This is a genomic window from Deefgea rivuli DSM 18356 (assembly GCF_000620145.1).
Classification (GTDB): Bacteria; Pseudomonadota; Gammaproteobacteria; order Burkholderiales; family Chitinibacteraceae; genus Deefgea; species Deefgea rivuli.
Genome location: NZ_KK211081.1, coordinates 108,311 through 134,851 on the forward strand (window position 1 = coordinate 108,311; position 26,541 = coordinate 134,851).

The 26,541-nt window shown below is 49.2% G+C and carries 27 protein-coding genes; 12 read left to right on the forward strand and 15 right to left on the reverse strand.

Translation table 11 applies throughout. From position 1 onward, the window contains the following. Positions 1–17: 17 nt before the first annotated feature. The 6 genes from Q320_RS0110415 to Q320_RS0110440 form a co-directional block, all read right to left on the reverse strand. On the reverse strand, positions 18–650 hold the full coding sequence (locus tag Q320_RS0110415) for an FHA domain-containing protein (protein ID WP_027468948.1): 633 nt from the start codon (positions 648–650) through the stop codon (positions 18–20). Between the two features lie 20 nt (positions 651–670). After that, the gene (locus tag Q320_RS0110420; protein WP_027468949.1) at positions 671–1,507 is read right to left on the reverse strand and encodes a Stp1/IreP family PP2C-type Ser/Thr phosphatase; all 837 of its coding nucleotides are present in this window, start codon (positions 1,505–1,507) and stop codon (positions 671–673) included. Further along, positions 1,482–4,010: a CHASE2 domain-containing serine/threonine-protein kinase gene (locus Q320_RS0110425; protein WP_027468950.1), complete on the reverse strand. Its 2,529-nt coding sequence runs from the start codon at positions 4,008–4,010 to the stop codon at positions 1,482–1,484. The genes Q320_RS0110420 and Q320_RS0110425 overlap by 26 nt, the downstream gene beginning before the upstream one ends. Positions 4,011–4,209: 199 nt before the next feature. Beyond that, entirely contained in the window at positions 4,210–4,911 is a 702-nt protein-coding gene (gene mtgA, locus Q320_RS0110430) for a monofunctional biosynthetic peptidoglycan transglycosylase (RefSeq protein WP_027468951.1), read from the reverse strand. 71 nt (positions 4,912–4,982) lie between these two features. Then, positions 4,983–5,849 carry a shikimate dehydrogenase gene (gene aroE / locus Q320_RS0110435; RefSeq protein WP_027468952.1) on the reverse strand — a complete coding sequence of 289 codons (867 nt, stop codon included), beginning with the start codon at positions 5,847–5,849 and terminating at the stop codon, positions 4,983–4,985. 89 nt (positions 5,850–5,938) lie between these two features. Beyond that, positions 5,939–6,388 (reverse strand): rhodanese-like domain-containing protein, encoded by a 450-nt coding sequence (locus tag Q320_RS0110440; RefSeq protein ID WP_027468953.1) that lies wholly within the window; start codon positions 6,386–6,388, stop codon positions 5,939–5,941. A gap of 271 nt (positions 6,389–6,659) precedes the next feature. On the opposite strand from Q320_RS0110440, the gene glnA reads away from it, so the two are divergent. Together glnA and Q320_RS20820 are read left to right on the forward strand one after the other, a co-directional pair. Further along, positions 6,660–8,069, forward strand: coding sequence for a type I glutamate--ammonia ligase (gene glnA, locus Q320_RS0110445; RefSeq protein ID WP_027468954.1), 1,410 nt, complete (start codon positions 6,660–6,662; stop codon positions 8,067–8,069). A 209-nt stretch (positions 8,070–8,278) separates the two neighbouring features. Beyond that, a complete protein-coding gene (locus tag Q320_RS20820) occupies positions 8,279–9,781 on the forward strand; it encodes a GGDEF domain-containing protein (RefSeq protein ID WP_051534658.1) in 1,503 nt (500 codons plus the stop codon). A gap of 46 nt (positions 9,782–9,827) precedes the next feature. Here Q320_RS20820 and recR read toward each other — a convergent pair whose 3' ends face one another. The 3 genes from recR to dnaX all read right to left on the reverse strand — a co-directional run bounded on the left by recR (position 9,828) and on the right by dnaX (position 12,777). Further along, a complete protein-coding gene (recR, locus tag Q320_RS0110455; RefSeq protein ID WP_027468955.1) occupies positions 9,828–10,424 on the reverse strand; it encodes a recombination mediator RecR in 597 nt (198 codons plus the stop codon). Positions 10,425–10,512: 88 nt separating this feature from the next. Next, a complete protein-coding gene (locus tag Q320_RS0110460; RefSeq protein WP_027468956.1) occupies positions 10,513–10,845 on the reverse strand; it encodes a YbaB/EbfC family nucleoid-associated protein in 333 nt (110 codons plus the stop codon). A 168-nt stretch (positions 10,846–11,013) separates the two neighbouring features. After that, positions 11,014–12,777 (reverse strand): DNA polymerase III subunit gamma/tau, encoded by a 1,764-nt coding sequence (gene dnaX / locus Q320_RS0110465; RefSeq protein WP_027468957.1) that lies wholly within the window; start codon positions 12,775–12,777, stop codon positions 11,014–11,016. Between the two features lie 230 nt (positions 12,778–13,007). Here dnaX and Q320_RS19470 point away from each other — a divergent pair, with 230 nt between their 5' ends. The 6 genes from Q320_RS19470 (at position 13,008) to ntrC (ending at position 18,195) form a co-directional block, all read left to right on the forward strand. Beyond that, positions 13,008–13,256 carry an oxidoreductase-like domain-containing protein gene (locus tag Q320_RS19470; RefSeq protein ID WP_051534659.1) on the forward strand — a complete coding sequence of 83 codons (249 nt, stop codon included), beginning with the start codon at positions 13,008–13,010 and terminating at the stop codon, positions 13,254–13,256. Beyond that, positions 13,244–14,683, forward strand: a complete 1,440-nt coding sequence (gene dacB, locus Q320_RS0110475) for a D-alanyl-D-alanine carboxypeptidase/D-alanyl-D-alanine endopeptidase (RefSeq protein ID WP_027468958.1) — start codon at positions 13,244–13,246, stop codon at positions 14,681–14,683. Before Q320_RS19470 ends, dacB begins: the two co-directional genes overlap by 13 nt. A 65-nt stretch (positions 14,684–14,748) precedes the next feature. After that, positions 14,749–15,030 carry an Rdx family protein gene (locus tag Q320_RS0110480; protein ID WP_027468959.1) on the forward strand — a complete coding sequence of 94 codons (282 nt, stop codon included), beginning with the start codon at positions 14,749–14,751 and terminating at the stop codon, positions 15,028–15,030. A gap of 103 nt (positions 15,031–15,133) precedes the next feature. Continuing rightward, positions 15,134–15,580 (forward strand): DUF4124 domain-containing protein, encoded by a 447-nt coding sequence (locus Q320_RS0110485; protein WP_169734451.1) that lies wholly within the window; start codon positions 15,134–15,136, stop codon positions 15,578–15,580. Positions 15,581–15,745: 165 nt separating this feature from the next. Continuing rightward, positions 15,746–16,804: a nitrogen regulation protein NR(II) gene (gene glnL, locus Q320_RS0110490; protein ID WP_027468961.1), complete on the forward strand. Its 1,059-nt coding sequence runs from the start codon at positions 15,746–15,748 to the stop codon at positions 16,802–16,804. Continuing rightward, on the forward strand, positions 16,801–18,195 hold the full coding sequence (ntrC, locus tag Q320_RS0110495) for a nitrogen regulation protein NR(I) (protein ID WP_027468962.1): 1,395 nt from the start codon (positions 16,801–16,803) through the stop codon (positions 18,193–18,195). The genes glnL and ntrC overlap by 4 nt, the downstream gene beginning before the upstream one ends. A 57-nt stretch (positions 18,196–18,252) precedes the next feature. On the opposite strand, the gene Q320_RS0110500 is transcribed toward ntrC, so the two are convergent. The 4 genes from Q320_RS0110500 to Q320_RS0110515 form a co-directional block, all read right to left on the reverse strand. Continuing rightward, positions 18,253–18,552, reverse strand: coding sequence for an STAS domain-containing protein (locus Q320_RS0110500; protein WP_027468963.1), 300 nt, complete (start codon positions 18,550–18,552; stop codon positions 18,253–18,255). Between the two features lie 202 nt (positions 18,553–18,754). Next, on the reverse strand, positions 18,755–19,531 hold the full coding sequence (locus tag Q320_RS0110505) for a ferredoxin--NADP reductase (RefSeq protein WP_027468964.1): 777 nt from the start codon (positions 19,529–19,531) through the stop codon (positions 18,755–18,757). 3 nt (positions 19,532–19,534) lie between these two features. Beyond that, positions 19,535–20,473 (reverse strand): FAD-binding protein, encoded by a 939-nt coding sequence (locus Q320_RS0110510; RefSeq protein ID WP_027468965.1) that lies wholly within the window; start codon positions 20,471–20,473, stop codon positions 19,535–19,537. Then, on the reverse strand, positions 20,470–21,216 hold the full coding sequence (locus Q320_RS0110515; protein ID WP_027468966.1) for an electron transfer flavoprotein subunit beta/FixA family protein: 747 nt from the start codon (positions 21,214–21,216) through the stop codon (positions 20,470–20,472). The genes Q320_RS0110510 and Q320_RS0110515 overlap by 4 nt, the downstream gene beginning before the upstream one ends. Before the next feature lie 255 nt (positions 21,217–21,471). Between Q320_RS0110515 and Q320_RS0110520 the strand changes: the two genes are divergently transcribed. Beyond that, entirely contained in the window at positions 21,472–23,112 is a 1,641-nt protein-coding gene (locus Q320_RS0110520) for an electron transfer flavoprotein-ubiquinone oxidoreductase (RefSeq protein ID WP_027468967.1), read from the forward strand. Positions 23,113–23,226: 114 nt separating this feature from the next. Next, positions 23,227–23,487, forward strand: coding sequence for a hypothetical protein (locus Q320_RS0110525; protein ID WP_027468968.1), 261 nt, complete (start codon positions 23,227–23,229; stop codon positions 23,485–23,487). Positions 23,488–23,530: 43 nt separating this feature from the next. Here the strand turns inward: Q320_RS0110525 and Q320_RS0110530 are convergent, their stop codons facing one another. Together Q320_RS0110530 and asd are read right to left on the reverse strand one after the other, a co-directional pair. Continuing rightward, on the reverse strand, positions 23,531–23,914 hold the full coding sequence (locus Q320_RS0110530) for a hypothetical protein (protein ID WP_156939044.1): 384 nt from the start codon (positions 23,912–23,914) through the stop codon (positions 23,531–23,533). An 83-nt stretch (positions 23,915–23,997) separates the two neighbouring features. Continuing rightward, the gene (asd, locus tag Q320_RS0110535) at positions 23,998–25,104 is read right to left on the reverse strand and encodes an aspartate-semialdehyde dehydrogenase (RefSeq protein WP_027468970.1); all 1,107 of its coding nucleotides are present in this window, start codon (positions 25,102–25,104) and stop codon (positions 23,998–24,000) included. Between the two features lie 302 nt (positions 25,105–25,406). On the opposite strand from asd, the gene Q320_RS21590 reads away from it, so the two are divergent. Both Q320_RS21590 and dtd read left to right on the forward strand, forming a co-directional pair. After that, on the forward strand, positions 25,407–25,859 hold the full coding sequence (locus Q320_RS21590; RefSeq protein ID WP_156939045.1) for a hypothetical protein: 453 nt from the start codon (positions 25,407–25,409) through the stop codon (positions 25,857–25,859). A gap of 135 nt (positions 25,860–25,994) precedes the next feature. Next, entirely contained in the window at positions 25,995–26,444 is a 450-nt protein-coding gene (gene dtd / locus Q320_RS0110545; RefSeq protein WP_027468972.1) for a D-aminoacyl-tRNA deacylase, read from the forward strand. Positions 26,445–26,541 lie beyond the last annotated feature (97 nt).

Below are 26,541 nucleotides of genomic sequence, written 5' to 3' on the forward strand. Positions count from 1 at the left end.
AACTTTTGCTTTACTACTTACCGGTAAAAAAAGGCCATCCGAATGCCTAAAATCTCAATTAAATCTTCTTCGATTAATTGATGCGGTGTTTCGCCAATTTCACGGCCATTCACAATAGGACGTTTAGCCCCTTCAACATGCGCCAAGAAATAATCCAAGCCATGGCGATTAATCACAGACACTTGCAAACCGGCTTTACCCAAAGTAGTCACATTTTTAGTTAAAACCAACTCACGCCCAGCATTGGCACCTGTTAAAACCCGCACAACTGCTGCTGGCGCAGTATCAGTTTTAACTTGCGGCTGCGGCGCTGCGTGCAAAATCATGGTGCGCTCAAAATCCGTACCGCTCGCTTCTGCCGCCGCTTCGCGCCAAAATTTAAGGCTGTATTTACCGATTTTAACTTCATCACCATCACGCAATGGATGACGTTTAATTTTCTCACCATTGACCGAAGTGCCATTGGTGCTTTTTTGATCTTCAATAAAATAAATTTGCCCGACCAACTCCAGCACGGCATGCTCACCGGATACGGCCAAATTATCAATTTGGATATCATTGGATGAACGACGGCCAATCGACGTGCGATGCCGCGTCAGCCGAAATTCTTTGACCGGATTACCTTCAAGACTTAAATAAAGTTTTGCCATGAGTTATCGCTTCCAATACCTTAATTACTGGCGCCAAACCAGCCACCCACTTTTTTCCACAAACCATCTTCAACGGAAAAATCACGTCGAATTCGCACTAAAATCACTGAAATATTGTCTTTTCCACCCATCGCATTCGCTTGCTCAATTAAGGTTTTCGCCGCCAGCGATAAATGACTGCCCTGCGCTTTGAGTAAAGCTTCGATCGAATCATCGTCTAGCATATCGTTTAAACCGTCAGAGCAAAATAGATAAATATCATCAGGTTCAACGGCATATTCATGCAATTCAGTTTGCACCATCGGTGCAATACCGACGGCACGCGTGACTAAATTCTTATGCGGCGCATACCGTGCTTCAGCGGCTGTGAGTAAACCGGCATCAATTTGCTCTTGCAAAAACGAATGATCACGCGACAACTGCGTTAATTCTTGCTGCCGAAAACGATAAGCCCGCGAATCGCCAACATGGGCAACCGCCAAATGATTATCGTAAAATAAAGCCCCGACCAAGGTCGTACCCATACCCGCGCATTGCGGATGCTGCTCAGCGGTTTGAAAAATCAAAGAATTCGATCTATCCACTGCAATCAGCAGCATTTCATGCGCTACTGGCCACAAACTACCCGCCGTTTTAACATGCGGCGGCATCGCTGCCAATTGGGCGCGCATCACTTCACTGACCACTTGCGTGGCAATTCCACTCGCTACTTCTCCGGCATTGTAACCGCCCATGCCATCAGCAAGAATGACCAAGCCCATATCCGTATCAAAACTGATCGCATCTTCATTATGATCGCGCAGCAAACCGACATCGGTCAGCCCGCAAATTTCAAGCGCCGTTGCTAGACTGCGCATCCGCAACCCCTTTTAATGCAGCTTCAACTTTTGCCAAGACTTGCGCAAAGTGAGCTCCCGTTTGAAAACGTTGTGTCACGTCTTTTTCCATTGCTTTGAGCAAAATTTTCACCACAATTGCAGGTAACTTGGGGGTATATTGATGTGGGTCAGTCGGTGGCTGCTGTGTAATCCGATACATCAACTCTGCCATCGAACTTCCCACAAAAGGCAAATGCCCTGTTAATAATTGATACAGCATCACACCCAAAGAAAATAAATCGGATCGCCCATCAATGCGTTTACCCGCAAGCTGCTCAGGCGACATAAACGACGGCGTTCCCAGCACCATACCGGTTTTGGTTTTACTCGAATCGGTAATTCGCGCAATGCCAAAATCGGTGACTTTCACCAACTGTTTTGCTCTATCGTACATCACATTCGCTGGCTTAATATCCCGATGCACCACGCCCGCTTTATGCGCATAATCCAAAGCCAGTGCAACGTGTTTAACCAAGGTAATTGCTTCTAACATGGGTAGCAAATGGGCTGGCCGCGTATACGGCATCAGATCCTCACCGTGTAAGAACTCCATTGCAATATAGGCTAAATCGTGTTCCTCACCGGCATCGAAAATCGTGACGATATTCGGATGATTCAATTTGCCCGCCGTTTCAGCTTCACGGAAAAAACGCTCACGCGCTTCATCGAGTAAATCAGCTTCAAACTCTTGCGACAGCGCCAGTGTTTTAATCGCCACTTCGCGGCCGATTTTAGGGTCTTTGCCCAAATACACGACACCCATCGCGCCTTTGCCCAGCTCTTTTTCAAGCTGATAACGTCCGAGCATCGGTTTTTCTACATCGCCACCCGCCAAAATCATCGTTCCGCCCGCCGAACCTGCACCGAGAATCACCGTTGCGGCCATTTGCTGCGCGGTTTTTAATTTCTCGGGCAAATCTTTAAACTTGGCATTGAACTTCGCCATCAAGCGATACACCGACTCGGCCTTATTAAACTGTCGCTTGCGCTCAAAATCCAGCCCGAGGTTGTACATCACTTCCATCATGCTGTCATCCAGCGGCACGCGGCGCAATTTATCAAATGCCATATCCAACTGGCCTTGCCCTTGAAACGCCAAACCCAGCATACGATTCGATTCTGCGGATTCAATCGCTGATTTATCGCCTTTAGCCTCAGTTGATAAAAAGCGTTTCGTTGTTAAAGCCAAATGTCCCAACAGCAGCAACGTGGCTGGCGCCATCAATTGCAGCCAAATCATCAAGGTATTCATCAAAAAATAATGCGCCAGCAACAGCGTCAATAAGATGATACCCGTTGAAATCGCACCCGCTTTGGCGCGAAGGCGCGGCAAAACCAAACTTAAATACAGCGCCACCATCACAACTAAGCTCAGCGTAATCGCAAAGCCCCAACGCATCGGCGTGTAATAGTGCTGCGACAAGACGGCTGATAAATTATTCGCAAACAACACGACCGGTGAATTATTAGTCAGCACGGGCGACGTGAGCGCTGCGCCGATTCCTGGCGCGGTCGCGCCGATCAACACAATTTGATCGCGATATTTGCTGGCAGGGATTTTTCCTGCGGCCACATCGTAAAAAGAATCCACGCTAAACGCGGGTTTGCCGTGTTGATCGGCGTAAAAATGCGGCATCAGCGCGCTATCGGCCAAAGTTGCAAAGCGCATCGGCCCCAGCGTTACCGAGCGACCAAAATCCACGCTCAATTGTCGATTCGGCATATTCAAGCTTTTTGCTGCTGCTAACGTCAAAAATGACGGGAAAATCGCATCGTAATAACGCAGTGCCATCGGCGCACGCCGCACCACGCCATCTGCATCCGGCTCTAAATTCAGCGATGCCACGCCTTTGGCGCGCTCGCCGATTTCAGCAATCGGCAACACGGGATTAATCACAGAAGGCGGCATGCCTAAAGTGGCGTCCCCTGAGCCTTCAATCTCTTGCTTTGTGACAAACTCAGGCAATTCACGATTGGGCTCACCGGCTTGTTCACCCAAAGTAAACAGCATCGGCAGCAGCACATTGCCCGCTACACCGATTTGCTCGGCGAGCTGAGCATCGACGTTTAAATTTTTAATCGTCGCGTGCAGATTGTCGTTCAAATGGGTTGGATAGGCTTCTGGATTGGCAGCGATTTGGCTGGCGAGTTTTTCAAGAAAATCAAGGCCGCGATCACGCTGCGGTTCAGTAAAAAACACCGTGGGTACAATCAATTGCGCGCCGCCCGCTTTGAGCTGGGCGATCATTTTGGCATGGATATCGCGCGACCACGGCCAGCGGCCTAGATTGTCGAGACTGGCTTGATCGATGGAGATAATCGAGATTTTCGGCGAAGGCGTGCGCGTAATTTGGCTCATCGCCAAATCATAAGCCTTGCTTTCCAAGCTGCGAATCAAGGGTGTGGCTAGCCAAATCAACGTAAATAGCAGCACCACCAAACCCGCAACCAGCGCATCGCTCCGCCACCACCGAGAAATCATTCATCACCTCTTTTTAAATACTCGTGCAAAAGTTTTATGGCAAGGCGGGCAAGCCCAAGGCAGTACATCCAAGTACAGCTCGGGAAACTACGATGCAAGACGGGCTGCCCTTGGGCCAAAACTGTTGCTTTACCACTTGTTGCGATGCTATCAGCAAATCTCGCCTGATCTTGGATTTACTGCGGTGGGTGTGGTCTATTTATGGAATATCGGCATAGGGCATTCGGCGCTGAATAATTGCCGCTTTACGCAGCAAACGTCGGTCATTGCGATTTTTATCAAAATAACGCGGATTAGTGACCATTGAAGCCAATTTGGCCGCTTGCCCAGCGCTGAGTTTGCTGGCCTTAGTTTTATAATAATGCTGCGCCGCCGCTTGCGCACCAAACACACCATCGCCCCACTCAATCACATTCAGATAAATTTCAAAAATTCGCTGCTTATCTAAAATCGCTTCAATCATCACGGTCAGCACCGCTTCTTCGACTTTGCGCAGCGGATTGCGGCTGCCAGATAGAAACAGATTTTTCGCGAGCTGCTGCGTAATCGTCGAACCACCAGCGACAATTCGACCTTTTTTAATATTTTTTTCCCACGCGGTTTGCAAACCTTCCCAATCAAAACCTTCATGATCGAGAAATTTAGCGTCTTCTGAAGCGACCAAAGCGCGCTTCAGATTCGGTGAAATTTGCTCGTAATCCACCCATTCGTATTTTAGCTCGGCAGCCGGATTGATCTCTTGCAAGCGATCTAATTGCACCGCCATAAATGCCGTATTACTCGGATTCACCCAGCGCCATGCCACGATATGCAGCAACATCCAAATATTCCACAACAACACCAGCACCAGCAAGGCGGCCAAACCACGCCCTATCCAGCCCAGAACCCCAGTCTGTTTCATTACGATCCTAATGGGTATATGAATGTAGCCATTACCTAATAATGCCTACAGTCATATACATCGATTATTAATTAAAGTTGCTCACGCATCCATTGCAATACCGGCTCTACATCGGGACGTAAACCCGTCCACAACTCAAACGCCTCAGCCGCCTGCCCAACGAGCATGCCCAAACCATCGACGCGTAACTCAACACCTGCTTCACGCGCTTGCGCCAAAAAGGGCGTTTCGGCTTTGCCATACATCATGTCGTAGGCCAAAGCATTCGGCGCGAAAACGCTCTTCTTAATAGGAAGGCGCTCCCCCGCAAGGCTTGCAGAAGTTGAATTAATAACAATATCAAATTGCCCTTGAATTTCAGCAAGAGGCATTGATCCAACAGAACCAACCTGATATTGCAATTCGGTAGAATTACCGAACTTAATTGATTGCACCAATAACTCCGCTTTATGAAGAGAACGGTTAGCAACCACAATCAAACTTGGATTTTCTCGTTTCAAAGGACCAAGAGCACCTCGTGCAGCTCCCCCAGCCCCTAACAATAAAACCTTTTTTTGCTTAATTTCGGAATAGCGCAATAAATCAGAAATCAAACCAGCTCCATCGGTATTATCACCGTAGAACAAGCCATCAGATCGAAGTGCCAAAGTATTAACTGCACCAGCAAGACTTGCACGAGATGTTAAACGACCTTCAACAAACCTAAATGCATCTTCTTTAAACGGCACAGTCACATTCGCGCCGCGCCCACCTGCTGCTGCAAAAGCATCCACCGCAGCAGTAAAGCCATCTAATGGCGCTAACAGGCGATCATACAAAAATCCTTCCACTGCAGAATGATTCGGAAACTGCGCAGCGAACAAGGCATGGATTTGCGGTGATTTGGAGTGGGCAATCGGATTGCCAATAACAACGTAAGTCGGCTGAGTCGTAGTCATCTGAGATCGCGGCGCAAATAAAAAAGTGAGGCGTAGTGTACACCCCACTCGATTTGGCTTACAGCGTCACACGTCGCACAGTCGTGAAATTAGCTTTGCGTCCACGGCAAACCTGCCGCTTGCCAACCATTACTGGTGCCGCGATGTCCTGCAGCATCTACATCACCTTCAAAACCTTCCAGAATATTCAGCGTGCTGTAACCATGTTGCGCCGCCAATGCCGCCGCAGCGTGCGATCGTGCACCAGAACGGCACAAAAACAGCAGCACGCTTTCTGGATCGACGGCAGCTTTCAGTTGCGCCAGAAAGTTAGGGTTACTCGCCATGCTCGGATAGCTTTTCCACTCAATCAATTGAGCCCCTGGCACCACACCGACCCATTGCCATTCGGCTTGCGTGCGTACATCCACTAACTTGGCGTTTGGCATCGCTTGCAATAAAGCCCACGCTTCACTCGGCGTCACCTCACCCGAATAGGGCAATGCTTTATTCACTGCTCGTAAACGGGCACTTTCTAAAATCTCATTAAATTGACTCACTTAACGCCCTCGCTCGGATTGAATTAATTCATCGCACTATTTTAGCCATAGACGCTGAGAAATAGGCAAACTTCGAGTGCACCAATTCAGTGCAAAAACAAAGGCTACGCACCAAAAAATACCCAGCAAAGTAGGCTACGCGCCAGCAATAAGATGTGGCACAATAGCCTGCAAGCAATAATTGCATTGGCACGGTTCGTGCTTTAGTACATGCAGCAACAAATATCCAACTCATTTTTAGTGTTTTTACTCGTCCCTCAGGAGCGACAACATGGCGGCAGCAGACGTTCTCAAGCTTATTAAAGAAAACGACATTCGTTTCGTTGACTTGCGTTTCACCGATACCATCGGTAAAGAGCATCACGTAACTGTTCCTTCTCACGTGGTTGACGAGGACTGGTTCGACGCGGGTCACGCGTTTGATGGTTCTTCAATTTCTGGCTGGAAAGGCATTCAAGCTTCTGACATGTTGTTGATGGCTGATCCTTCTACTGCCAACATCGATCCATTCTTTGATGAGCCAACGCTGATCATGACTTGCGATGTGATTGAGCCAGCAACAGGTAAAGGCTACGATCGCGATCCACGTTCATTAGCACGCCGCGCTGAAGCCTACTTGAAAACCACCGGCATCGGTGACACGGCTTACTTCGGTCCAGAGCCAGAATTCTTTATCTTTGACAGCATCCGTTGGAACACGGATATGTCAGGTTCATTCGTGAAAATCGGCTCAGACGAAGGCGCTTGGGCGACTGCGGATGAAGTACAAGGCGGCAACCTCGGTCACCGTCCACGCGTTAAAGGCGGCTACTTCCCAGTGCCTCCAGTGGACAGCCATCAAGACATCCGCGCTTCTATGGTGCTGATCCTTGAAGAAATGGGCGTGCCTGTTGAAGTGTTCCATCACGAAGTTTCAAATGCCGGTCAAAATGAAATCGGTACTAAATTCTCGACTTTGACGCAACGCGCTGACTGGACTCAAATCCTGAAATACGTTGTGCATAACGTGGCACATCAATACGGCAAAACTGCAACTTTCATGCCAAAACCAGTCGTTGGCGACAATGGTTCAGGTATGCACGTGCATCAGTCAATCTGGAAAGATGGCAAAAACTTGTTTGCAGGTAATGAATACGCAGGTTTGTCTGAAACAGCCTTGTTCTACATCGGCGGTATCATCAAGCACGCGAAAGCATTGAACGCAATCACCAATCCAGGTACGAACTCGTACAAACGTTTGGTGCCACATTACGAAGCGCCGGTTAAATTGGCTTACTCAGCGAAAAACCGTTCTGCATCGATCCGTATTCCGCACGTAGCCAGCGAAAAAGGTCGTCGTATTGAAGCGCGCTTCCCAGATCCTTTGGCTAATCCATACCTCTGCTTCGCAGCGTTGATGATGGCCGGTTTGGATGGCATCCAAAACAAGATTCACCCAGGCGATCCAGCGGACAAGAACTTGTACGACTTGCCACCTGAAGAAGACAAATTGATTCCTACCGTTTGCTCATCTTTGGATCAAGCTTTGGAAGCACTCGATGCAGACCGCGAGTTCTTGACTCGTGGCGGCGTATTCACTAACGAGTGGATCGATGCTTACATCGAACTCAAAATGAACGATGTAAATCGTTCACGCATGAACGTGCATCCAGTTGAATTTGACATGTACTACTCGCTGTAATCTTTTCGCCTGTGATTCACAGGCTTAAAAATAGCGTGATAAACCCATACCGGCTTGCTGGTATGGGTTTTTTAATTTCCGCACCAAGCAAGCCAAATCCGCAGTTCCTAATTAAATCAAACAGTTAATCGGCAATAAGCCATTAATTTCAGTTTAATTCACCACAAACAACGCTATACTTGAGTATTATTTACAACAAAGTAAGAATCATGCGTAAAAATTGTAATTCACTACACATAAGGATCGGCATTTTTTTATTGCTGTATCTGCTCGCGGGTGAATTATCGATTCAATTAGGTACGATAAATCCCGGCAATATGGCGATTGTCTGGCTGGCCGCAGGGATTGGCTTATTTGCCGTATTACAGCTCAAAAAAATCGGTATCGCACTGGTATTCGTCGGCAGTTTTATTGTTAACACCCCCCATGTATTTCATGGCGATTGGCAGCATCAAATCGGCCGCATTGCAGTGATCGGGCTTATTTTTGCTTTAATTGATACGCTGCAATCCTTTATCGCCGCCCGTGCTTATACGCAACTTGATCAAGCCCACGGCACACAACTCTGGACTCGCCCCATACTACTACCCAAAGTTTGGCTTGAGGTCTGCCTCGTGCCTTCCATGCTCACGATGCCACTGTTTATTATTCTAATGATTTGCAGCGGACTTATTCCATCAGATACGTCTTCAATACTGCTACGCAGCACTATTTTATTACTGGCCGATACTTCGGGCTTATTGCTACTGAGCCCACTCTACCCCTACCTTAAAGCGGGCACCCTACTTAAAGAATTGCGCCGCGTTTTTTGGTATCTCACCGCCACACTGCCGCCCATTCTGATCAATTATTTCCTATTGGATCGGATGCTCGTGCTGCTACTGCCCCTAATGCTCTTTATTACGGTGCGCTTTAAAATGGCGGCCACTAATTTTGCGCTGCTAGTCGTCACGCAGCTCTGCATTGGCCTCACGGCTAAGGGTTATGGTTTTTGGGCGCCACAAAATTTGGTGATTTCATTACTACAAATTCAGGTTTTTACTTTTTCAATCGCGCTGGCTTTACAGTATTTAGCGCAAACGCAAATGCAAATTACGCATCATAAAGAGCTACTGGAAATTGAAGTTCAATCCCGTACGGAATCATTAGCGGCGCTCAACGCTGAACTCACTACACTCGCCACCACCGATGAACTCACCCAGCTACCCAACCGCCGCGAATGGCAGCTCAAAGCCAGCCAAGCGATCTTACAAGCGAGGCGCTACCAGAAAGAACTCAGTGTGATGATGATTGATGTTGATCATTTCAAAAAAGTGAACGATCAGTACGGCCATCTCACGGGCGATATGATCCTGAAAGAGATCGCAAAAATCTGCCAGCAAAACATCCGTGGCCCCGATAGCGCGGCGCGCTGGGGTGGTGAAGAATTCGTGATTTTATTGCCAGAAACCGATCATCACCAAGCACTGGTTGTCGCAGAAAAAATCCGCCTCTCAATTGCCCAATCGCAACACACCCCAAAAGGAAAAGCGCCATTTCACACCACCGTGAGCATCGGTATTACCTCCTTAATGCCCAGCGATAGCACGCTGGATGAGGTTTTATCCCGTGCAGACCAAGCGATGTATGCGGCCAAATCCGCAGGACGCAACTGCGTGCAAAGCGCGCAATTTATGAGCAGCAATTATCTTAGCCAATCGAAACCATCTTAATGAAAGCGTCCAAATCACAAGGCATGCGCAGCGCAATCAGCGCCTGCTAAACAATACGCCGTTCAATTAAAGCCTGCGCCAACGTACCCGGATCAACATGCTCTAGCTCGCCGCCCACTGGCAGGCCTCGGGCGATTCGGCTCACTTGCAAACCACGAGCACGTAACATTTCAGCCAGATAATGCGCAGTCGCTTCACCCTCAGTGGTGAAATTGGTCGCCAGCACGACTTCCACTACCGTGCCATCGCTAGCGCGTTCCAGCAATTGTTTTAGCGCAATATCATTTGGGCCAATGCCATCCAATGGGCTAAGCCGCCCCATCAGCACAAAATACAGCCCTTCATAGCTACGCGTTTGCTCAATCGACATCAAATCGGTTGGCATTTCAACGACGCATAATTGCGTGTGATTACGCCTATCATCCAAGCAAATTTCGCAGGTATCGGCTTCAGTGAAGGTATTGCAATGACGGCAGTGTTTGAGTGTGCCAAGCGCGTTTTCAAGCGCGCTGGCCAAGTCGGCAGCACCACGCTGATCGCGCTGCACCAAATGAAACGCCATTCGCGCGGCTGATTTAGGGCCAACACCGGGCAGAATTCGTAAAGCGTCAATGAGTTGATTGAGTGATGCAGGAATAGGCATAGGGTATTGCTCTGTAGGCTTTATTGAGTAATGCCTACAGGGCAATACCCTTATTTTCGCCCCAGACAGATCGCCCAGGGCCGGAAAATCAGAACGGCATTTTAAAACCAGGCGGCAATTGCATACCAGCGGTAAAGCCACCCATTTTGGCTTGGCTAGTCGCTTCTGCTTTACGCAATGCATCGTTAAATGCCGCAGCAATCAAATCTTCAAGCATATCTTTGTCGTCTGCAAACAGGCTGTCATCAATCGCCACGCGGCGTACGACATTACTGCAGGTCAGCGTGATTTTAACCATGCCCGCACCCGATTGGCCTTCTACTTCCACAGTCGCCAATTCTTCTTGCGCTTTAGCCATATTTTCTTGCATTTGCTGGGCTTGTTTCATCAAACCAGCCATACCGCCTTTACCACCAAACATATGAGTTCCTTTTTAAATAAAAGAGAAGGTGTCCACGAAAGACACGAAAAGCACGAAAAATTCAAAAAGACGAAACAACACAGACAAGTAAGCTTGTGTTTATGCGCCGATGATTCAAGTGAACTGGTTTTCCTTTCGTGGCTTTCGTGTTTTTCGTGGACGAGATTTTTAAATGGGTTTGATTGAATCAAGTGCAATACTAGCGCCGAATTCTTTCACCATCGTTTGCACAAAGGGATCACGATTAATCGCTGCAACCGCATTATCTTGCCGTTCTTGTTTTTCACGATAATGAATATCCGCCGGCGTTTCAGTTAGCACTTCGCCAATTTGCACATTCAACGCAATTTCGCGGCCAAAATACTCGCTGAGCGCCAAGCGCAGCTTTTCCTGATAATCGCGTGTGGCTACGCTACGATGTTCTTCTTCAACTTTAATATTGAAGTGTATATCGCTGTAGTTCAATAATTCAGAGTGCTGCGCCAACATACCTGCTTGACCCAACTTCAAATGCACTACTAAAGCGCGCCAATCGCCGTTAAAAACAGCCGCTACTAGCGGTGCTTGTGAACTTGGCGGCTCGACCACGGACGGCTGCGCGACAGAAGCTTGAACTAGGGCAGTTTGTTGCGCCGCAGGGGTAGTTTGTGCAGGCACATCATCTTGCCGCCAAGGCGGTGTGTCATCGTATTTTGCGCTAGGTTCAGCCGCTTGAAATGGTGTAGAAGTTGGCGTTACCACAGCTTGAACTTGTGGAGCATGCACTGGCGACGTAGCGGCGGTCTGTTGCGCTGCAACAGGTGCAGCAATCGCAGAAGAATTCACCGGCATAACGATATGGCCTGCATCGCTAGGCGCAAACGCCAGCATGCGCAAAATCGTCATCGTAAAACCGGCATACTCATCGGGAGCTAGCGGTAAATCACGACGGCCATGCAAAGCAATTTGGTAATACAGCTGCGCGTCTTCCGGCGTGAGCGCTTGTGCAATGCTGATAATTTGCTCACGCAGCGGTAAATCGTCCGCCAATGCGCCGGGTACAGCCTGCACGAGGGCAATTTGCTGCAATAGCGACGCAAGCTCATGCAATGCCGCCTCATACGACAGACCGCGTTCAGCAATCGTATCGGCCGTTTTCAGCAGTGCTGCACCGTCTTTGTGCAGCAGCGCCGTGAGAAGCTCAAACAAATAACTTTGATCGACCGCGCCAAGCATCGCCCGCACATCGGCTTCTGCCACTTTGCCAGCGCCATAGGCAATCGCTTGATCGAGCAGTGACAGCCCATCGCGCATTGAGCCGCTGGCGGCGTGGCCGATTAGATTCAGCGCAAGTGCTTCGTATTGGATTTGTTCAGCCTGTAGCACCGTATGCAAATGGCCGGTGACTTGTTGCGGCGTCATTTGGCGCAATGAAAATTGCAAACAACGGCTTAAGACCGTGATCGGCACTTTTTGCGGATCAGTGGTAGCTAGGATAAATTTGACGTGGCTCGGCGGCTCTTCCAGCGTTTTTAGCATCGCATTGAAAGCCGACTTGGAGAGCATGTGCACTTCGTCGATAATGTAGACTTTAAAACGGCCTGCGGTCGGTGCATACTGCGCGTTGTCCAAGACTTCGCGAATATTGTCGATACCGGTATTAGATGCCGCATCGATCTCAAGTAGGTCGACAAAGCGCCCCGCATCAATTTGCGTACACGCAGAACACACGCCGCAAGGCTCGGACGTAATGCCGGTTTCGCAATTGAGTGCCTTGGCCATGATGCGGGCGATGGTAGTTTTACCCACGCCGCGCGTACCGGTGAGCAAATACGCATGATGCAAGCGCTCAGAGGCAAACGCATTTGCCAGCGCTTTAATCACGTGTTCCTGCCCGACCAATTGGGCAAAAGTTTTCGGTCGCCACTTACGGGCTAGTACTTGGTAGCTCATGGCAGCATTCTAACAGAGTCTGGTTTTAATCTAACAGAGCACCTTTTTAAAAGTGCTACGCGCATAGCAAATGGCGACATTAAGTGCTCGTGCAAAAGTTTTATGGCAAAGCGGGCAAGCCCAAGGCAGTACTTTAGTACGACAAGGCGAGACAACGATGCAAGACTGGGTGGCCTTAGGCCAAAACTTTTGCTTATCTAACTTATGCCCTTTTTTAAATTGAAAGTAAAATGACAAACCATTCAGCGGAACTATCTAGCAATAATCTCGATCCTAAGCCCGAAGCGCCGATTGAACCGCCGCTCGAAGCCTGTTGCAGCAGCGGCTGTTATCCATGCATTCTCGATCTCTACACCGAAGAATTGCAACAGTATCGAAGTGACCTTGCAGCATGGCAAGTCAGACAATCGGTCACGGCATGCCAAGATCAGCAATCTGCCGTTTCAAATCCCAATCAGGATCCACTATGCAATACCTAATTCGACGCCTCATTACCCTTGCCTTAGCAGCCAGCTTACCTCTCGCTAGCTTCGCTGCTGAAAGCTTGCCCGCCAGCGTCAGCAATGCACTCAAAACGGCCAAAATCCCAGCGGAGGCTTTATCTGTCTCTATGATTCCGCTCGATGCGGCGGGTCGGCCGCAGTTTTATCGCGCTGATGTAGCAATGAACCCCGCCTCCACAATGAAACTCGTCACCACCTATGCTGGCCTTGAAATCCTCGGCCCAGCATGGCAATGGCAAACCGAGCTGCGCGCGAATGCGCTACCCAAAAATGGCATACTGGAAGGCGATCTCTACCTAAAAGGTTCGGGCGACCCAAAGCTGACCTTAGAGCGAATGTGGCTCTTGGTGCGTGATTTGAAAGCGGCAGGCGTGGATGAAATTCGTGGCAATCTGGTATTAGATCGCAGCGTCTTTGTGTTGGATCCAAATGAACAAGCTTTTGACGACGATGGCGAAGCCAGTGATCGGCCATTTATGGTCAAACCCGATGCGCTTCTGACTAACTTCAAATCCTTGCGAGTGCGAGTTCGTGCCGATGGTGAACGCGTGCGCGCCTCCGTCGAGCCTGATTGGCCCGAAGTTCGCCTGAGCAATCAACTGGGCTTTGGCGAAGCCGCACCCTGCGAAACCTGGCAAAAACGCGCGCAATTTCGCATCGGCCAAGCCACACCACAATTGATGATTCAACTGGTTGGCGAAGTACCTGTAGGGTGTATCGGCGACAAATACATCTCTGCATTTGATGCGCCGACTTATACCTATCTATTATTCAAAAATCTCTGGCGCGAAGCCGGCGGAAAAATCAGCGGTCAAATGCAACACGGCATTACACCCGCCAATAGCGTTTTGCTCGCCAGCAGTAAATCACAAGATGTGGCCAGCACGATTCGCGATATTAATAAATACAGCAACAATATGATGGCCCGGCAGTTGTTCCTCACACTGGGCGCAGCCCAAGGCACAGCCGCCGATGGTGCAACAACAGCTAGTCGCTCGGCAGCCGTTATTCAATGCTGGTTGCAAAGCAAAGGGAAAAATTTCACGGAGCTAGTGCTCGAAAATGGTGCAGGTTTGTCGCGCAAAGAGCAAATCAGCACTCGGCATTTAGCCGAGTTATTGCAAGATGCATGGAACGCACCTTTAGCTGCTGAATTTATCTCATCGCTACCGATTGTCGGTATCGATGGCACGATGAAAAAGCGCCTAAAAGATGAAGCCAGCATCGGCCAAGGCCATATCAAAACGGGTACTCTCAAAGATGTACGCGCTGTTGCAGGCTATGTACGTGATGCGCAAGGCAAAACTTGGGCGGTTGTTGGCATTATCAATCACAGCAACGCGCCTGCAGGTATGCCCGTGCTGGATGAATTGCTCAAATCAGTACGTAAAAGTGGTAACTAAAGTGAAAAGAAGCCCACAACTGGGCTTCTGATTTAAAAACTATAAATACTTAGGCTTTATTCAAAATGAGCACAAAACCACGCGTTACGATTTTATACTGCACGCAATGCAACTGGCTGCTGCGTAGCGCTTGGCTCGCGCAAGAACTACTCACTACTTTTGCGTTTGAACTCGGCGAAGTGGCGCTACAACCAGGTACAGGTGGGGTTTTTCTGATTCATTGCGATGATGTTTTAGTGTGGGATAGAAAAATCGACAATGGGTTTCCTGAAGCCAAAGTGCTCAAACAGAGAATCCGCGATTGTGTCGCGCCAGATAAAACACTGGGCCATTCAGATGCGCCATAAGCAGTAAGTTAAATCGAAACATTCGACTAAGCGATTAGGCACAAAGTCAGGGCTGTGATACCTTTCAACTATGTATGCAAAAATTTTTATCAGCGCGCTCTTGATGAGCAGCGCCGCCATGGCCGACATCTATAAATACACCGATGAAAACGGCAATGTGACCTTTACCAACTCGCCAATCAAAGGTGCAGTGCGCATTATGTCGGAATCGCAACCGTCGACCAATGCCCGCCGCAGCAATGACAGCCCTAGCGTCAAAGCGCCACGTGTTGCTGCGCCCTCGCCCGTTAATTTCCCTAAAGTCGATTCTGCAACGCAAAAAAGCCGCGATAGCAATCGTAAATTGATTTTGGAAGAAGAACTCAATAGCGAACGTAGCCTCCTTGCCAAAGCGCAAAAGAATTTACAAGACGCAGAAAGCAATAAAACGGCAGCCGAACAAGCCAATCCAAAACTCTATCTGGAGCGAATTGGTCGCTTGCGCGAAACCAGCGTGATGCATGAGAAAAATGTCGCAGCATTGCAATCCGAATTATCCCGAGTGCGTTAAAACCACTGCAACTATAAAAACGCACCATTTTAGTGCAAAAATGGCTTATTCTGCTCCTATATTCCGATTTTAAGCTGGCCTGAATTTTGCTAGGTAAAGCCTCAAACTGAACCTTCGCATTTTTCGCCGAGGAAAGCGTGTAATAACGCCTAATGGAGCAGCATCATGAGCCACCCTGCCTTTGCTGGCCTCGACTATCTGGACGCCGCCGTTTTAGCGGTCGATTGCGACGGCTTTATCGTCTTTGCTAATCCCGCCGCCAATAGCCTATTTAATTTACGTGACACCGATCACCAAACATTAGAAAACTGCTTTGGTTTGAACTCACCGCTGGTCTTCGCCGCACACACGGCACTCGAAAAGCGCATTTCTATTACTGAGCACGAGCTGATTGTGTTTGGCGTGGATGGCGAAATGTATGTAACTTTGGATGTGACGCCGATAGAATCACCGGCTGCCGAATTGCTGCTTGAAGTACGCCGTATCGACCAACAACGCCGTATCGTCAATGAAGAACGCTTACAAGCGCAGCAACAAGCTAATCGCGAGCTGATCCGGAATTTAGCGCACGAAATTAAAAACCCGCTTGGCGGGATTCGTGGTGCAGCACAGTTACTCGCGCATGAATTACCCGAGCCACATCTCAAAGAATACACCGACGTCATCGTCGATGAAGTTTCGCGCTTGCAAAGCTTACTCGATCGCCTGCTTACGCCGCATCGCCTACCGCAAATCAAAGAACTCAATATTCACGAAGTTTTAGAGCGTGTGCGCAGTCTGGTGCTGGCTGAAACGCCAAATGGGCTGTCGGTGAAGCGCGACTACGACACCAGTATGCCGCTGCTGATTGCGGATAAAGAACAATTGATTCAATCAGTGCTCAATATCGTTCGTAATGCGATTCAAGCGATGTCCAATATCGGTGAAGTGGTGCTGAGGACGCGTATCGCGCGCCAAGTGACGCTCAATCGCCGTCGCCATCCATTGGCGCTGCGCATTGATATTTGTGATAACGGACCTGGTATTCCCGAGCACTTAAAAGAAACTATTTTTTATCCTCTGGTTTCAGGCCGCGATGGCGGGACCGGCATTGGCCTGCATTTGGCGCACACTTATGTGGCGCAACATCATGGCGTGATTGAATTTGATAGTCGCCCCGGTCAAACGATTTTTAGTATTTTTCTGCCACTCAATGCGTGGCAAGACTCAGGAACACAGCCATGAAGCCAGTTTGGGTTATCGACGACGACCGCTCAATTCGTTGGGTGTTTGAAAAAGCACTCGCACGCGAACAAATCGCGCACGCCACCTTCCCTTCGGCGACCGAAGCGCTGAGTAAATTGCAAACTGAACGCCCCCAAGCCGTCGTGTGCGACATCCGCATGCCAGGTGAATCAGGGCTAGTTTTTTTAGATCTCATCAAGCGCGATTGGCCGGAAATTCCCGTCATCATCATGACTGCGCATTCAGATTTAGATAGCGCCGTTTCGGCGTTCCAAGGCGGCGCGTTTGAATATCTACCTAAGCCTTTCGATGTCGATCAAGCGATTGCACTGATACGCCGCGCAATGGTTGAAAGCGAGCAACAAGCGCCTTCCAAAGAAACTCAGCACGATGTGCCAGAAATGCTCGGCCAAGCACCAGCGATGCAAGACGTATTTCGTGCGATTGGCAGATTGTCGCACTCGGCGGCCACCGTGATGATTACGGGTGAATCAGGTAGTGGTAAAGAGCTGGTCGCGCGTGCGCTGCATCGGCATAGCCCACGCAGCAGCAAGCCCTTTATTGCGATCAATAGCGCGGCGATTCCTAAAGAATTACTCGAATCAGAGCTATTTGGTCACGAGCGCGGCGCATTTACTGGCGCGGATGGCAAACGCATTGGCCGTTTCGAGCAAGCCGAAGGCGGGACTTTATTTCTAGATGAAATCGGCGATATGCCGTTTGATTTACAAACGCGTTTGCTGCGCGTGTTATCCGATGGATTTTTCTATCGCGTTGGCGGACATCAACCGATAAAAGCCAATGTGCGCGTCATTGCCGCCACGCATCAAGATCTGGAAGATCGCGTCAAAGAGCACCAATTTCGTGAAGACTTATTTCACCGCCTGAATGTGATTCGCTTGCGCCTGCCTGCGCTGCGTGAACGCAGCCAAGATATTCCACTACTGGCCAAGCATTTTTTGCTTAAATCAGCGCAAGACCTAGGCATTGAAGCCAAGCGCCTCAGCGATTCCGCAATGAGCCAATTAGCGCAGTTCCATTTTCCTGGCAATGTGCGGCAGCTGGAAAATATCTGTCATTGGATCACTGTGATGGCGCCTGGGCAATTGGTCGATGACGGCGATTTACCGCCCGAACTATCGCAAATAGCAGCAACTCGCTCAGGACAAATTGGCGATTGGCGCGCATCGCTGGCAGCTGAATTGATTTCACGACTCAATCGTGGTGAAAACCGAATTTTGGATAGCATCATGCCTGAGTTCGAGCGTACCGTGATTGAACAAGCCTTGGTGCACACAGGGGGTAAACGCATAGAAGCCTCTGAATTATTAGGCTGGGGACGCAATACCCTAACTAGAAAAATTCAAGATCTCGGAATGGAAGAAACCTAAGCCAGATGAACAGGCATAAAAAAAACCGGCTCATTGCCGGTTTTTTTCGTATTCCGTTTAGCGGATTTCGAATATTTTGCCAAAATTGGCAATATCTAATACCGATTTCACAGTGCCTTTACAATTGACCAAAGTGATTTTTTTACCCGCTGCACGCTCATTAAATAGCAACAACATCCCTAAAGCCGCTGAATCCATATAATCAACCGCAGCAAAATCGATCTCAATTTCAGTCAGGCCTGCATGCTCTAGCGCAGAAGTCGTTGCTTGTTTAAATTCTCGATGAAATTCAAACGTAAAATTGCCATTCAAATTCAGTAAGGCACGAGGGGTTTCGAATCGAACATTCACTTGCATTGACTAACTCCAAATACGTGAGTGACTTTATAACAACAGTCTAATCAGCCCGCGATAGCAATGCAAAGGTTGCGGTGGAAATGCACCGCAACAACACATAAAAACGCATGCAAAATCTTTATGGCAAGGCGTAGAAGCCGCAGACAGTACAAGAAGTACGGCAAGGCAATACAACGATGCAAGAAATGTTTTGCTTTACTAGTTATTTCTCAACGAAAGCGCGTTCAATCACGTAATCGCCTGGTTCGCCAATGCGTTTCGATACTTTAAAACCGAGTGAATCAAGCAATTTGCACGTGTCTTCTAGCATCGCTGGGCTACCGCACAGCATCGCGCGGTCGGTTTCTGGATTCAGCGGTGGCAAACCGATATCGTTGGTCAATTTGCCTGAAGCAAACAAATCAGTCAGACGGCCTTGATTACGGAATGGCTCGCGCGTCACCGTAGGGTAGTAAATCAATTTTTTGGCGACTTCTTCGCCGAAAAACTCATTGTGTGGCAATTCATTTTCGATGTAATGCGAGTAAGCCAATTCGCTCACGGTGCGTACGCCGTGCACCAAAATGATCTTGTCAAAACGCTCGTAAGCCTCAGGGTCTTTGATCAGACTCATAAATGGCGCCAGACCGGTACCGGTGCTGAGGTAATACAGGTTTTTACCGGGCTTCAAATCCGACAACACCAAAGTACCGGTTGGCTTACGGCTCACCAGTAATTTATCGCCTTCTTTCAAATGTTGCAGACGCGATGTCAATGGGCCATTAGGTACTTTAATACTGAAAAATTCGAGTTCTTCTTCGTAATTGGCACTAGCAATCGAGTAAGCGCGCATCAGCGGCTTGCCGTCCACTTCCAAACCGATCATGACGAACTGGCCGTTTTCAAAACGCAGCGACTCATCGCGCGTCGTCGTAAAACTAAACAGCGAATCATTCCAATGACGAACGCTCAATACCGTTTCATGGGCAAACTTAGACATGTCTTAACCTTTCAAAGCAGCAGTGAGCTCAGGCACCACTGTAAATAAATCTGCGACCAGACCGTAGTCAGCCACTTGGAAAATCGGAGCGTCGGCGTCATGATTCACCGCGACAATCACCTTACTGTCTTTAATCCCGCCTACGTGCTGCGCCGCGCCAGAAACACCGAACGCAATATACAAATCAGGCGCAACCACCGTGCCAGTTTGGCCGACTTGGCTGTCATTCGGGGCCATACCGGCATCCACTGCGGCGCGCGTCGCGCCAATCGCCGCGCCCAACACATCGGCCAATGGCGTTAATGTGGCTTTGAACGCTTCGGCGCTGCCGAGCGAGCGACCACCACTAATCACCACATTAGCCGTTGCCAATTCTGGGCGATCCAATTGCACCAAGTCGCGGCTTACCCATACGGCCTTGCCAGCATCGCCTGTCGTGGCAATAGTTTCAACGCTGGCTGCACCACCTTCACTGGCTGCGGCTTCAAATACCGTTGGACGAATCGTCAATACGCGCAAACCTGCTGGCGCTTTAACCGTAGCGTTCAAATTACCGGCGTACATCGGGCGAACAAACGTTGTCGCATCGATGATTTGAATCACTTCCGACACCATCGCGACATCAAGCAAAGCCGCTGCGCGAGGCAATAGGTTTTTACCAAAACTCGTTGCCGCAGCGACAATCGCTGAGTAGCTCGGAGCCAACGTTACTAATAAAGGCGTTAGATTTTCAGCCACGCCGTGTGTGTATTCAGCCGCATCAGCAAGGAGTATCTTGCTCACGCCCTTGATTGATGATGCTTGTGTGGCAATACCTGCCACATCACTACCAGCCAACAAAAGATGAACTTCTTCACCGAATTGCGCCGCAGCGCTTACGGCAGAGCGCGTGGCGGCTTTGATGCCGTGGCTGTCTAATTCAGCAATAACTAAAACGCTCATGGCAACACCTTCTCAGTCCGTAAAGCGGCAACGAGTTCAGCCACCGAATTCAAAATCTTGCCCGGTTTACGCGCAGGCGGCTCAGCAATAGCCAGTAATTCCAACGCTGGCGCAGAGATCGCAAAATCAGCCGCTGGCAGCGTTTCGATTGGCTTTTTCTTGGCCATCATCAAGGCGGGCAATTTAATAAAGCGCGGCTCGTTCAGGCGTAAATCCACCGACACGACGGCAGGCAATGGCAAAGACAGCGTTTCTTGGCCGCCGTCGATTTCACGTACCACTACGGCTTTACCGTCAGCGATGTCGATTTGCGATGCAAACGTCGCTTGTGGCCAGCCCAAGAGTGCCGACAACATTTGCGCCGTTTCTGCTGCGTCGTCGTCAATCGCTTGCTTGCCAGTCAACACCAGTTGTGGCGCTTCGCGCTCAGTAACCGCTTTGAGGTATTTTGCCGCTTCTAAGGGCTGAACGATGGCTGGCGTTTCGACCAAGATCGCGCGATCTGCGCCCATCGCCAAGGCATGACGCAGCACATCTTGATTCGCCGCAGTACCCACCGCAACGACGACGATTTCAGTCGCAATGCCCGCTTCTTTCAAGCGCACTGCGCCTTCCACGGCATTTTCATCAAATGGATTGATGCTCATTTTTACGTTGGTCAATTCAACGTCTTTGCCGTCCTGTGTTGGACGTGGGCGGATTTGGTAATCAACGACCCGTTTGATGTGCACTAAAATTTTCATTATCGTTCCTGCGTATGCGCCCTTAAAAACAGCGCGCATGTTATAGATCAAATCGAGCTTTTGCACAAGATTATATTTGTCGGTAGAATATATGTAAAACATATTGTTCTTATAAACATATTCGATTTCATAGATATAGAATCTATGCAAAAGTTTTATTGCAAAGCATCACCGCGAAAAACACGATATAAAAGTGCTATCTCGGGAAAAGACGCTGCAAAAACTTTTGCAGATTGACTTCAAAGAGGCCAGCAAATGCAAGAGCGCGACGCAATGGAATATGACGTTTTAATTATCGGCGCAGGGCCAGCTGGCCTTGCTGCCGCGATTGCGCTCAAGCAAAAAAATGCTGAACTCTCGGTCTGTATCTTGGAAAAAGGCGCGCAAGTTGGCGCGCACACTTTATCTGGTGCGGTAATCGACCCTATTGCGCTCAATCAACTGATTCCAGATTGGCAACAACGCGCGCCGCATTTGGCGACTGCCGTCACGGGCGATGATTTTTTTGTGCTGGATGAAGACGGCGGATTCAAAATTCCGCAGTTTTTATTGCCGCCGCAATTGCATAACGACGGCTGTTTTATCGTCAAGCTCGGCGAAGTCTGTGCTTGGCTGGCCACAGAGGCCGAAAATCTCGGCGTAGAAATTTATCCGGGCTTTGCTGCGGCGGAAGTTTTGTATGACGAGACAGGCGCAGTCAGTGGCGTGGCCGTTGGCGATATGGGCATTAATAAACTCGGCCAACACAAAAGCGACTACGCACTCGGGATGGCGATTTACGCCAAATACACGCTGTTTTGCGAAGGCGCGCGCGGCTCTTTGGCGGGCGATTTAGAAAAGAAATTCGATTTACGCAAAGATGCCGACCCACAGCATTATGGTCTAGGCGTTAAAGAAGTCTGGCAAGTCAAACCCGAAAATCACCAGCTCGGTTTGGTGCAGCACGCACAAGGTTGGCCGCTGGATAACAGCACCAGCGGTGGCGCGTTTATTTATCACTTGCCCGACCATCAAGTCGCCGTCGGTTATGTGGTGCATTTGAATTACCAAAACCCAACGCTATCGCCGTTTGAAGAATTGCAGCGCTTTAAAACCCATCCAAAAATTCGCGGCACTTTTGCTGGCGCAACACGAATCGGCTACGGCGCCCGCGCAATTTCTGAAGGCGGTTTGCAATCTTTACCCAAAATGACTTTCCCTGGCGGCGTACTGCTTGGCTGTTCGGCGGGCTTACTCAATTTCCCACGCATTAAAGGCACGCACAATGCGATGCTCTCGGGCATTTACGCCGCGCAAGCGGTGGTGGATGCCGTTGCCGCTGGGCGCGAGCGCGACGAGCTTGTTGAGTTTGTCTCACTGCTGCAAGCATCGAGCGTTTGGCAAGAGTTGACGCAAGTGCGCAATATCAAGCCCGTAATGTCGAAACTCGGCACTTTAGGCGGTACGATGTATGCGGGTGCAGAGCTTTGGCTATCTAAGCTGGGGATCAATACCCCGTGGACACTACATTCCAAAACCCCAGATCACGCAACGCTGAAACCACTCAGCCAAGTCAAACCGATCAAATATCCAAAACCAGATGGCGTGCTGACGTTTAATAAGCTCGATTCACTGATGCTGGCGAATGTATCGCACGAGCACGATCAACCGAGCCATTTGCAGCTATCCAATGTGGCGGAACATTTATCAGTGAATTTAGGCGTTTTCGGCAGCCCAGAAAGCCACTACTGCCCCGCTGGCGTGTATGAAATCCTCGATCAAACGGGCACGCCAACGCTGCAAATCAATGCGCAAAACTGCCTGCACTGTAAAACCTGTGATATCAAAGACCCAACGCAAAATATCCATTGGGCCACGCCTGAAGGTGGCGGCGGGCCTATGTATACAGGGATGTAGTATTGCCATCTAGCCCTTGGAAATAAATGGCTAAGTAGATATACCCAATAGCGCCGATTTAAACCTCGGCGCTATTTTTATATCTATATTGAGCTTCAGCTATTTGTGTCGATAATGAAAGATACAGCCAGTATTACGGAGCGCGACATGATTGCCGAAAAACAAACCGTCAAAATTCGCCGTGATCGAATGCAAATTTATCCGCCCGCAACGGGGCGCCTGCTCGATGGGCGAAAGGGGCGCGTGATTGAAGTCTTTGTGCCGCTCGGCACCAAGGAAGCGGTCGTGAAAGTACGCTGGTTTGCTCGCCGACCCAGTGAAAATGAGCTCACGATGGAGCATCCAATCAGCGATTTAGAAATCATTCCCAATTAATCAGCGCGAGCCGCAGCTCGCCATCGCCAGCCAATTGAATCAATTACTTCACACCGCGCAAAGGCTGTTCACGTCGCTCGCCGATGCCTTGGCGAATATTCAATGCATGATATTTAGCCAGCGCGAGTTTATCCACTTTGGCGATGGTTTCATCGTGATATGCCGCCTGAATCAATTCCTTTTGCACGAAGGCCAATTGCCGCGCCATATGGCTGCAATCATCAGAAATCGTACCGCGATTCATTTCGGCCACGATCAATAAAGCGTCTTTCTTAATCCGATAAATCACCGACTGCGCCAAAGGCGAGGTTTTTCGCTCTGCTGTTTCACTGCGTGGCACCGGCATCAATTCAGTCCGTGCAGCCAGTGATTGCGTATCTTGCGGGCGAAAACTGGGACGGATCAAATAGAGTAATTTTTTTAACAATTGCACACCTGCCAAGATTGAGAAAATAAAACAGGGCAATAAAAAACGGGGTACATTGACCCCGTTTTAGACAGCAAGCTAGCTTATTTAGCCAACAAAATCCGCAACATCCGGCGGAGTGGCTCTGCAGCCCCCCACAGCAATTGGTCGCCAATCACAAACGCACTGATGTATTCCGGGCCCATATTCAATTTACGCACGCGGCCGACACCGATATCGAGCTTGCCAGTAATTTGTGCTGGAATCAGCTCTTTTACTGTCACTTCGCGATCGTTCGGCACCCATTTCACCCAATCATTACCTGATTTGATTAAGGATTCGATTTCAGCGAGTGGCAGGTCTTTATTGAGTTTGATCGTCAATGCCAAGCTGTGGCAACGCATCGCGCCGATACGCACACACAAACCATCGACTGGAATAACTGCATCTGTACCAAGGATTTTGTTGACTTCGGCTTGGCCTTTCCACTCTTCTTTGGTTTGGCCATTATCAAGCTGCTTGTCGATCCACGGGATCAAACCACCCGCCAATGGCGCGCCAAAGAATTCAGTCGGTACGTCGTTTGAAATAGTGTGCGCGACTTTTTTATCGATTTCCAAAATAGCAGAAGCTGGCGTTGCCAATTCATCAGCCACGGCGTTGTAAACCACGCCCATGCCTTTAAGCAATTCACGCATATGATTCGCGCCGCCACCTGAAGCTGCTTGGTACGTCATCGACGAAACCCAATCGACCAAGCCCGCTTTAAACAAACCGCCCATCCCCATCAACATGATCGAGTTAGTGCAATTGCCGCCGATGTAGTTTTTCACGCCTTTGGCCAAAGCACCTTGGATCACGTCGTCGTTGACTGGATCCAGCACGATCACCGCGTTGTCTTCCATACGCAGCGTTGAAGCCGCGTCAATCCAGTAGCCTTCCCAACCTGCTGCGCGCAGTTTCGGGAACACTTCTGTGGTGTAGTCGCCACCTTGGCAGGAAATAATCACGTCCATTGCGGCCAATTGGGCGATGTCGTTAGCGTCTTGCAATGTCCCAGCATCTTTACCGAAATTCGGTGCAGCTTGGCCTGCTTGCGACGTTGTGAAGAACACAGGATCGATCACATCGAAATCCTTTTCTTCTTGCATCCGTTGCATCAAAACCGAACCCACCATACCGCGCCAACCGACTAAACCAACCCGTTTCATGATTACTTCCTTTAAATGGTAAAGCAAAAGCTTGTTTGCATCGCTGTATTGCCTCGCCGTACTTGTATGTACTGTCTGCGGTGGCTACAGCTTTGCCATAAAACTTTTACACGACTGCTTCGCGACAATCTTAATTAAATTCCAAGCTTAGATATTAGTGAAAATCCGTATGCCTGACTAGCCTAGCGAAGGCTTCAAAGTGATCAAAACTCAAAACCCCCGCTCTACGCCATAAAATTACTATAGATGAAATTAAACAACACACAAAAGGAAAGTAATTGGTCATTAAATGGTAAAGAATTATGATCTCAATATCAACACATCAGGATTTACTTATTGTGCTCAGCAAATTACTCACGATCAGTAGAAGATTAATTTATCGAGAAGTAGCCACAGCCGCTCACCGAACTACCATCATCTTGCCAACGCAGCTTCCTAAAAAAAGTAAAAAACTCAGTCCACGCAGCTGTGCAGACCTGACTTTTAGAATTCAAATGTGCCTAGCGAATGGGCAAGCTTATGAATTTCAAAATCGACAAAATGATTTGGCGCCCATCCCGCCGCTCATGCAATCCATCATTCGTGACTTAAATAAGCTGCGAAAACACGCGCCTGAAGAAGAACTCAAATTTCGCTATATGCTAAGCCAGATCCGAGCGCCAGCAACCCCAGAGGCCAGCGCTCACTTCGCTGAGATGGCCGACAAAGCCAAAACCCACACCAGCCTTTATAATGAAACGATTGCCGTTGAATAAGTCGTACAGAGCAAAACGCATCCCAGCTCTCGATTAAAATCGGCGTAGCCCACTTCTCATGCCGAAGCGACAGCGGTACTTTTTTGGGCATTTTTAAATTTTAACCCTAACCTCATTCAGAAAAAGGCAATTGATTTGCGCGTTTTAATTCAAAAAGTCCGTCAAGCCAAAGTGGACGTTGCCGAACAAACTGTCGGTGAAATCGGTGCGGGTTTATTGCTTTTGGTCGGAGTGGGTCACGACGACAGCCCGGCGGATATTCAATGGCTAGTGAATAAAATCGCGAATCTCAGGCTATTTACCGATGCGGCTGGCGTGATGAATTTATCACTACTGGATGTCGGCGGCGATGCACTAGCCGTCAGCCAATTTACACTATTCGCTCAAGTCAAAAAAGGCAATCGTCCTAGCTGGGGCGATGCGGCACCCGGCCCGATTAGCCAGCCTCTATTCGATGAATTTGTTCAGCAACTCAGCCTGAAACTCGCTAAACCCGTGCCAACCGGCCAATTTGGCGCGGATATGCAGGTGTCTTTAATCAACGATGGACCAGTGACACTGCTGATTGATAGCAAGGAAAAGTAAGGGCAAGCCCGTACTTGACGACTTTGCGCTGCCCAGCGCAGAATGACTCCAGCGCCGATTTGAAACCCAGCTTGCAGGGCGCTTTATAAAATCTGCT

What these genes read in the sequence shown, in the direction of transcription:
- dnaX (WP_027468957.1), bottom strand. Translation starts at nt 12,777, where the DNA reads ATGAGCTACCAAGTACTAGCCCGTAAGTGGCGACCGAAAACTTTTGCC.
- Q320_RS0110420 (WP_027468949.1), bottom strand. Translation starts at nt 1,507, where the DNA reads ATGCGCAGTCTAGCAACGGCGCTTGAAATTTGCGGGCTGACCGATGTC.
- Q320_RS0110415 (WP_027468948.1), bottom strand. Translation starts at nt 650, where the DNA reads ATGGCAAAACTTTATTTAAGTCTTGAAGGTAATCCGGTCAAAGAATTT.
- dacB (WP_027468958.1), top strand. Translation starts at nt 13,244, where the DNA reads ATGCAATACCTAATTCGACGCCTCATTACCCTTGCCTTAGCAGCCAGC.
- glnA (WP_027468954.1), top strand. Translation starts at nt 6,660, where the DNA reads ATGGCGGCAGCAGACGTTCTCAAGCTTATTAAAGAAAACGACATTCGT.
- asd (WP_027468970.1), bottom strand. Translation starts at nt 25,104, where the DNA reads ATGAAACGGGTTGGTTTAGTCGGTTGGCGCGGTATGGTGGGTTCGGTT.
- Q320_RS0110460 (WP_027468956.1), bottom strand. Translation starts at nt 10,845, where the DNA reads ATGTTTGGTGGTAAAGGCGGTATGGCTGGTTTGATGAAACAAGCCCAG.
- Q320_RS0110500 (WP_027468963.1), bottom strand. Translation starts at nt 18,552, where the DNA reads ATGCAAGTGAATGTTCGATTCGAAACCCCTCGTGCCTTACTGAATTTG.
- recR (WP_027468955.1), bottom strand. Translation starts at nt 10,424, where the DNA reads ATGCCTATTCCTGCATCACTCAATCAACTCATTGACGCTTTACGAATT.
- Q320_RS0110425 (WP_027468950.1), bottom strand. Translation starts at nt 4,010, where the DNA reads ATGATTTCTCGGTGGTGGCGGAGCGATGCGCTGGTTGCGGGTTTGGTG.
- ntrC (WP_027468962.1), top strand. Translation starts at nt 16,801, where the DNA reads ATGAAGCCAGTTTGGGTTATCGACGACGACCGCTCAATTCGTTGGGTG.
- Q320_RS0110515 (WP_027468966.1), bottom strand. Translation starts at nt 21,216, where the DNA reads ATGAAAATTTTAGTGCACATCAAACGGGTCGTTGATTACCAAATCCGC.
- Q320_RS21590 (WP_156939045.1), top strand. Translation starts at nt 25,407, where the DNA reads ATGATCTCAATATCAACACATCAGGATTTACTTATTGTGCTCAGCAAA.
- Q320_RS0110505 (WP_027468964.1), bottom strand. Translation starts at nt 19,531, where the DNA reads ATGTCTAAGTTTGCCCATGAAACGGTATTGAGCGTTCGTCATTGGAAT.
- glnL (WP_027468961.1), top strand. Translation starts at nt 15,746, where the DNA reads ATGAGCCACCCTGCCTTTGCTGGCCTCGACTATCTGGACGCCGCCGTT.
- aroE (WP_027468952.1), bottom strand. Translation starts at nt 5,849, where the DNA reads ATGACTACGACTCAGCCGACTTACGTTGTTATTGGCAATCCGATTGCC.
- Q320_RS0110485 (WP_169734451.1), top strand. Translation starts at nt 15,134, where the DNA reads ATGAGCAGCGCCGCCATGGCCGACATCTATAAATACACCGATGAAAAC.
- mtgA (WP_027468951.1), bottom strand. Translation starts at nt 4,911, where the DNA reads ATGAAACAGACTGGGGTTCTGGGCTGGATAGGGCGTGGTTTGGCCGCC.
- Q320_RS0110480 (WP_027468959.1), top strand. Translation starts at nt 14,749, where the DNA reads ATGAGCACAAAACCACGCGTTACGATTTTATACTGCACGCAATGCAAC.
- Q320_RS0110520 (WP_027468967.1), top strand. Translation starts at nt 21,472, where the DNA reads ATGCAAGAGCGCGACGCAATGGAATATGACGTTTTAATTATCGGCGCA.
- Q320_RS20820 (WP_051534658.1), top strand. Translation starts at nt 8,279, where the DNA reads ATGCGTAAAAATTGTAATTCACTACACATAAGGATCGGCATTTTTTTA.
- Q320_RS0110525 (WP_027468968.1), top strand. Translation starts at nt 23,227, where the DNA reads ATGAAAGATACAGCCAGTATTACGGAGCGCGACATGATTGCCGAAAAA.
- Q320_RS0110510 (WP_027468965.1), bottom strand. Translation starts at nt 20,473, where the DNA reads ATGAGCGTTTTAGTTATTGCTGAATTAGACAGCCACGGCATCAAAGCC.
- Q320_RS19470 (WP_051534659.1), top strand. Translation starts at nt 13,008, where the DNA reads ATGACAAACCATTCAGCGGAACTATCTAGCAATAATCTCGATCCTAAG.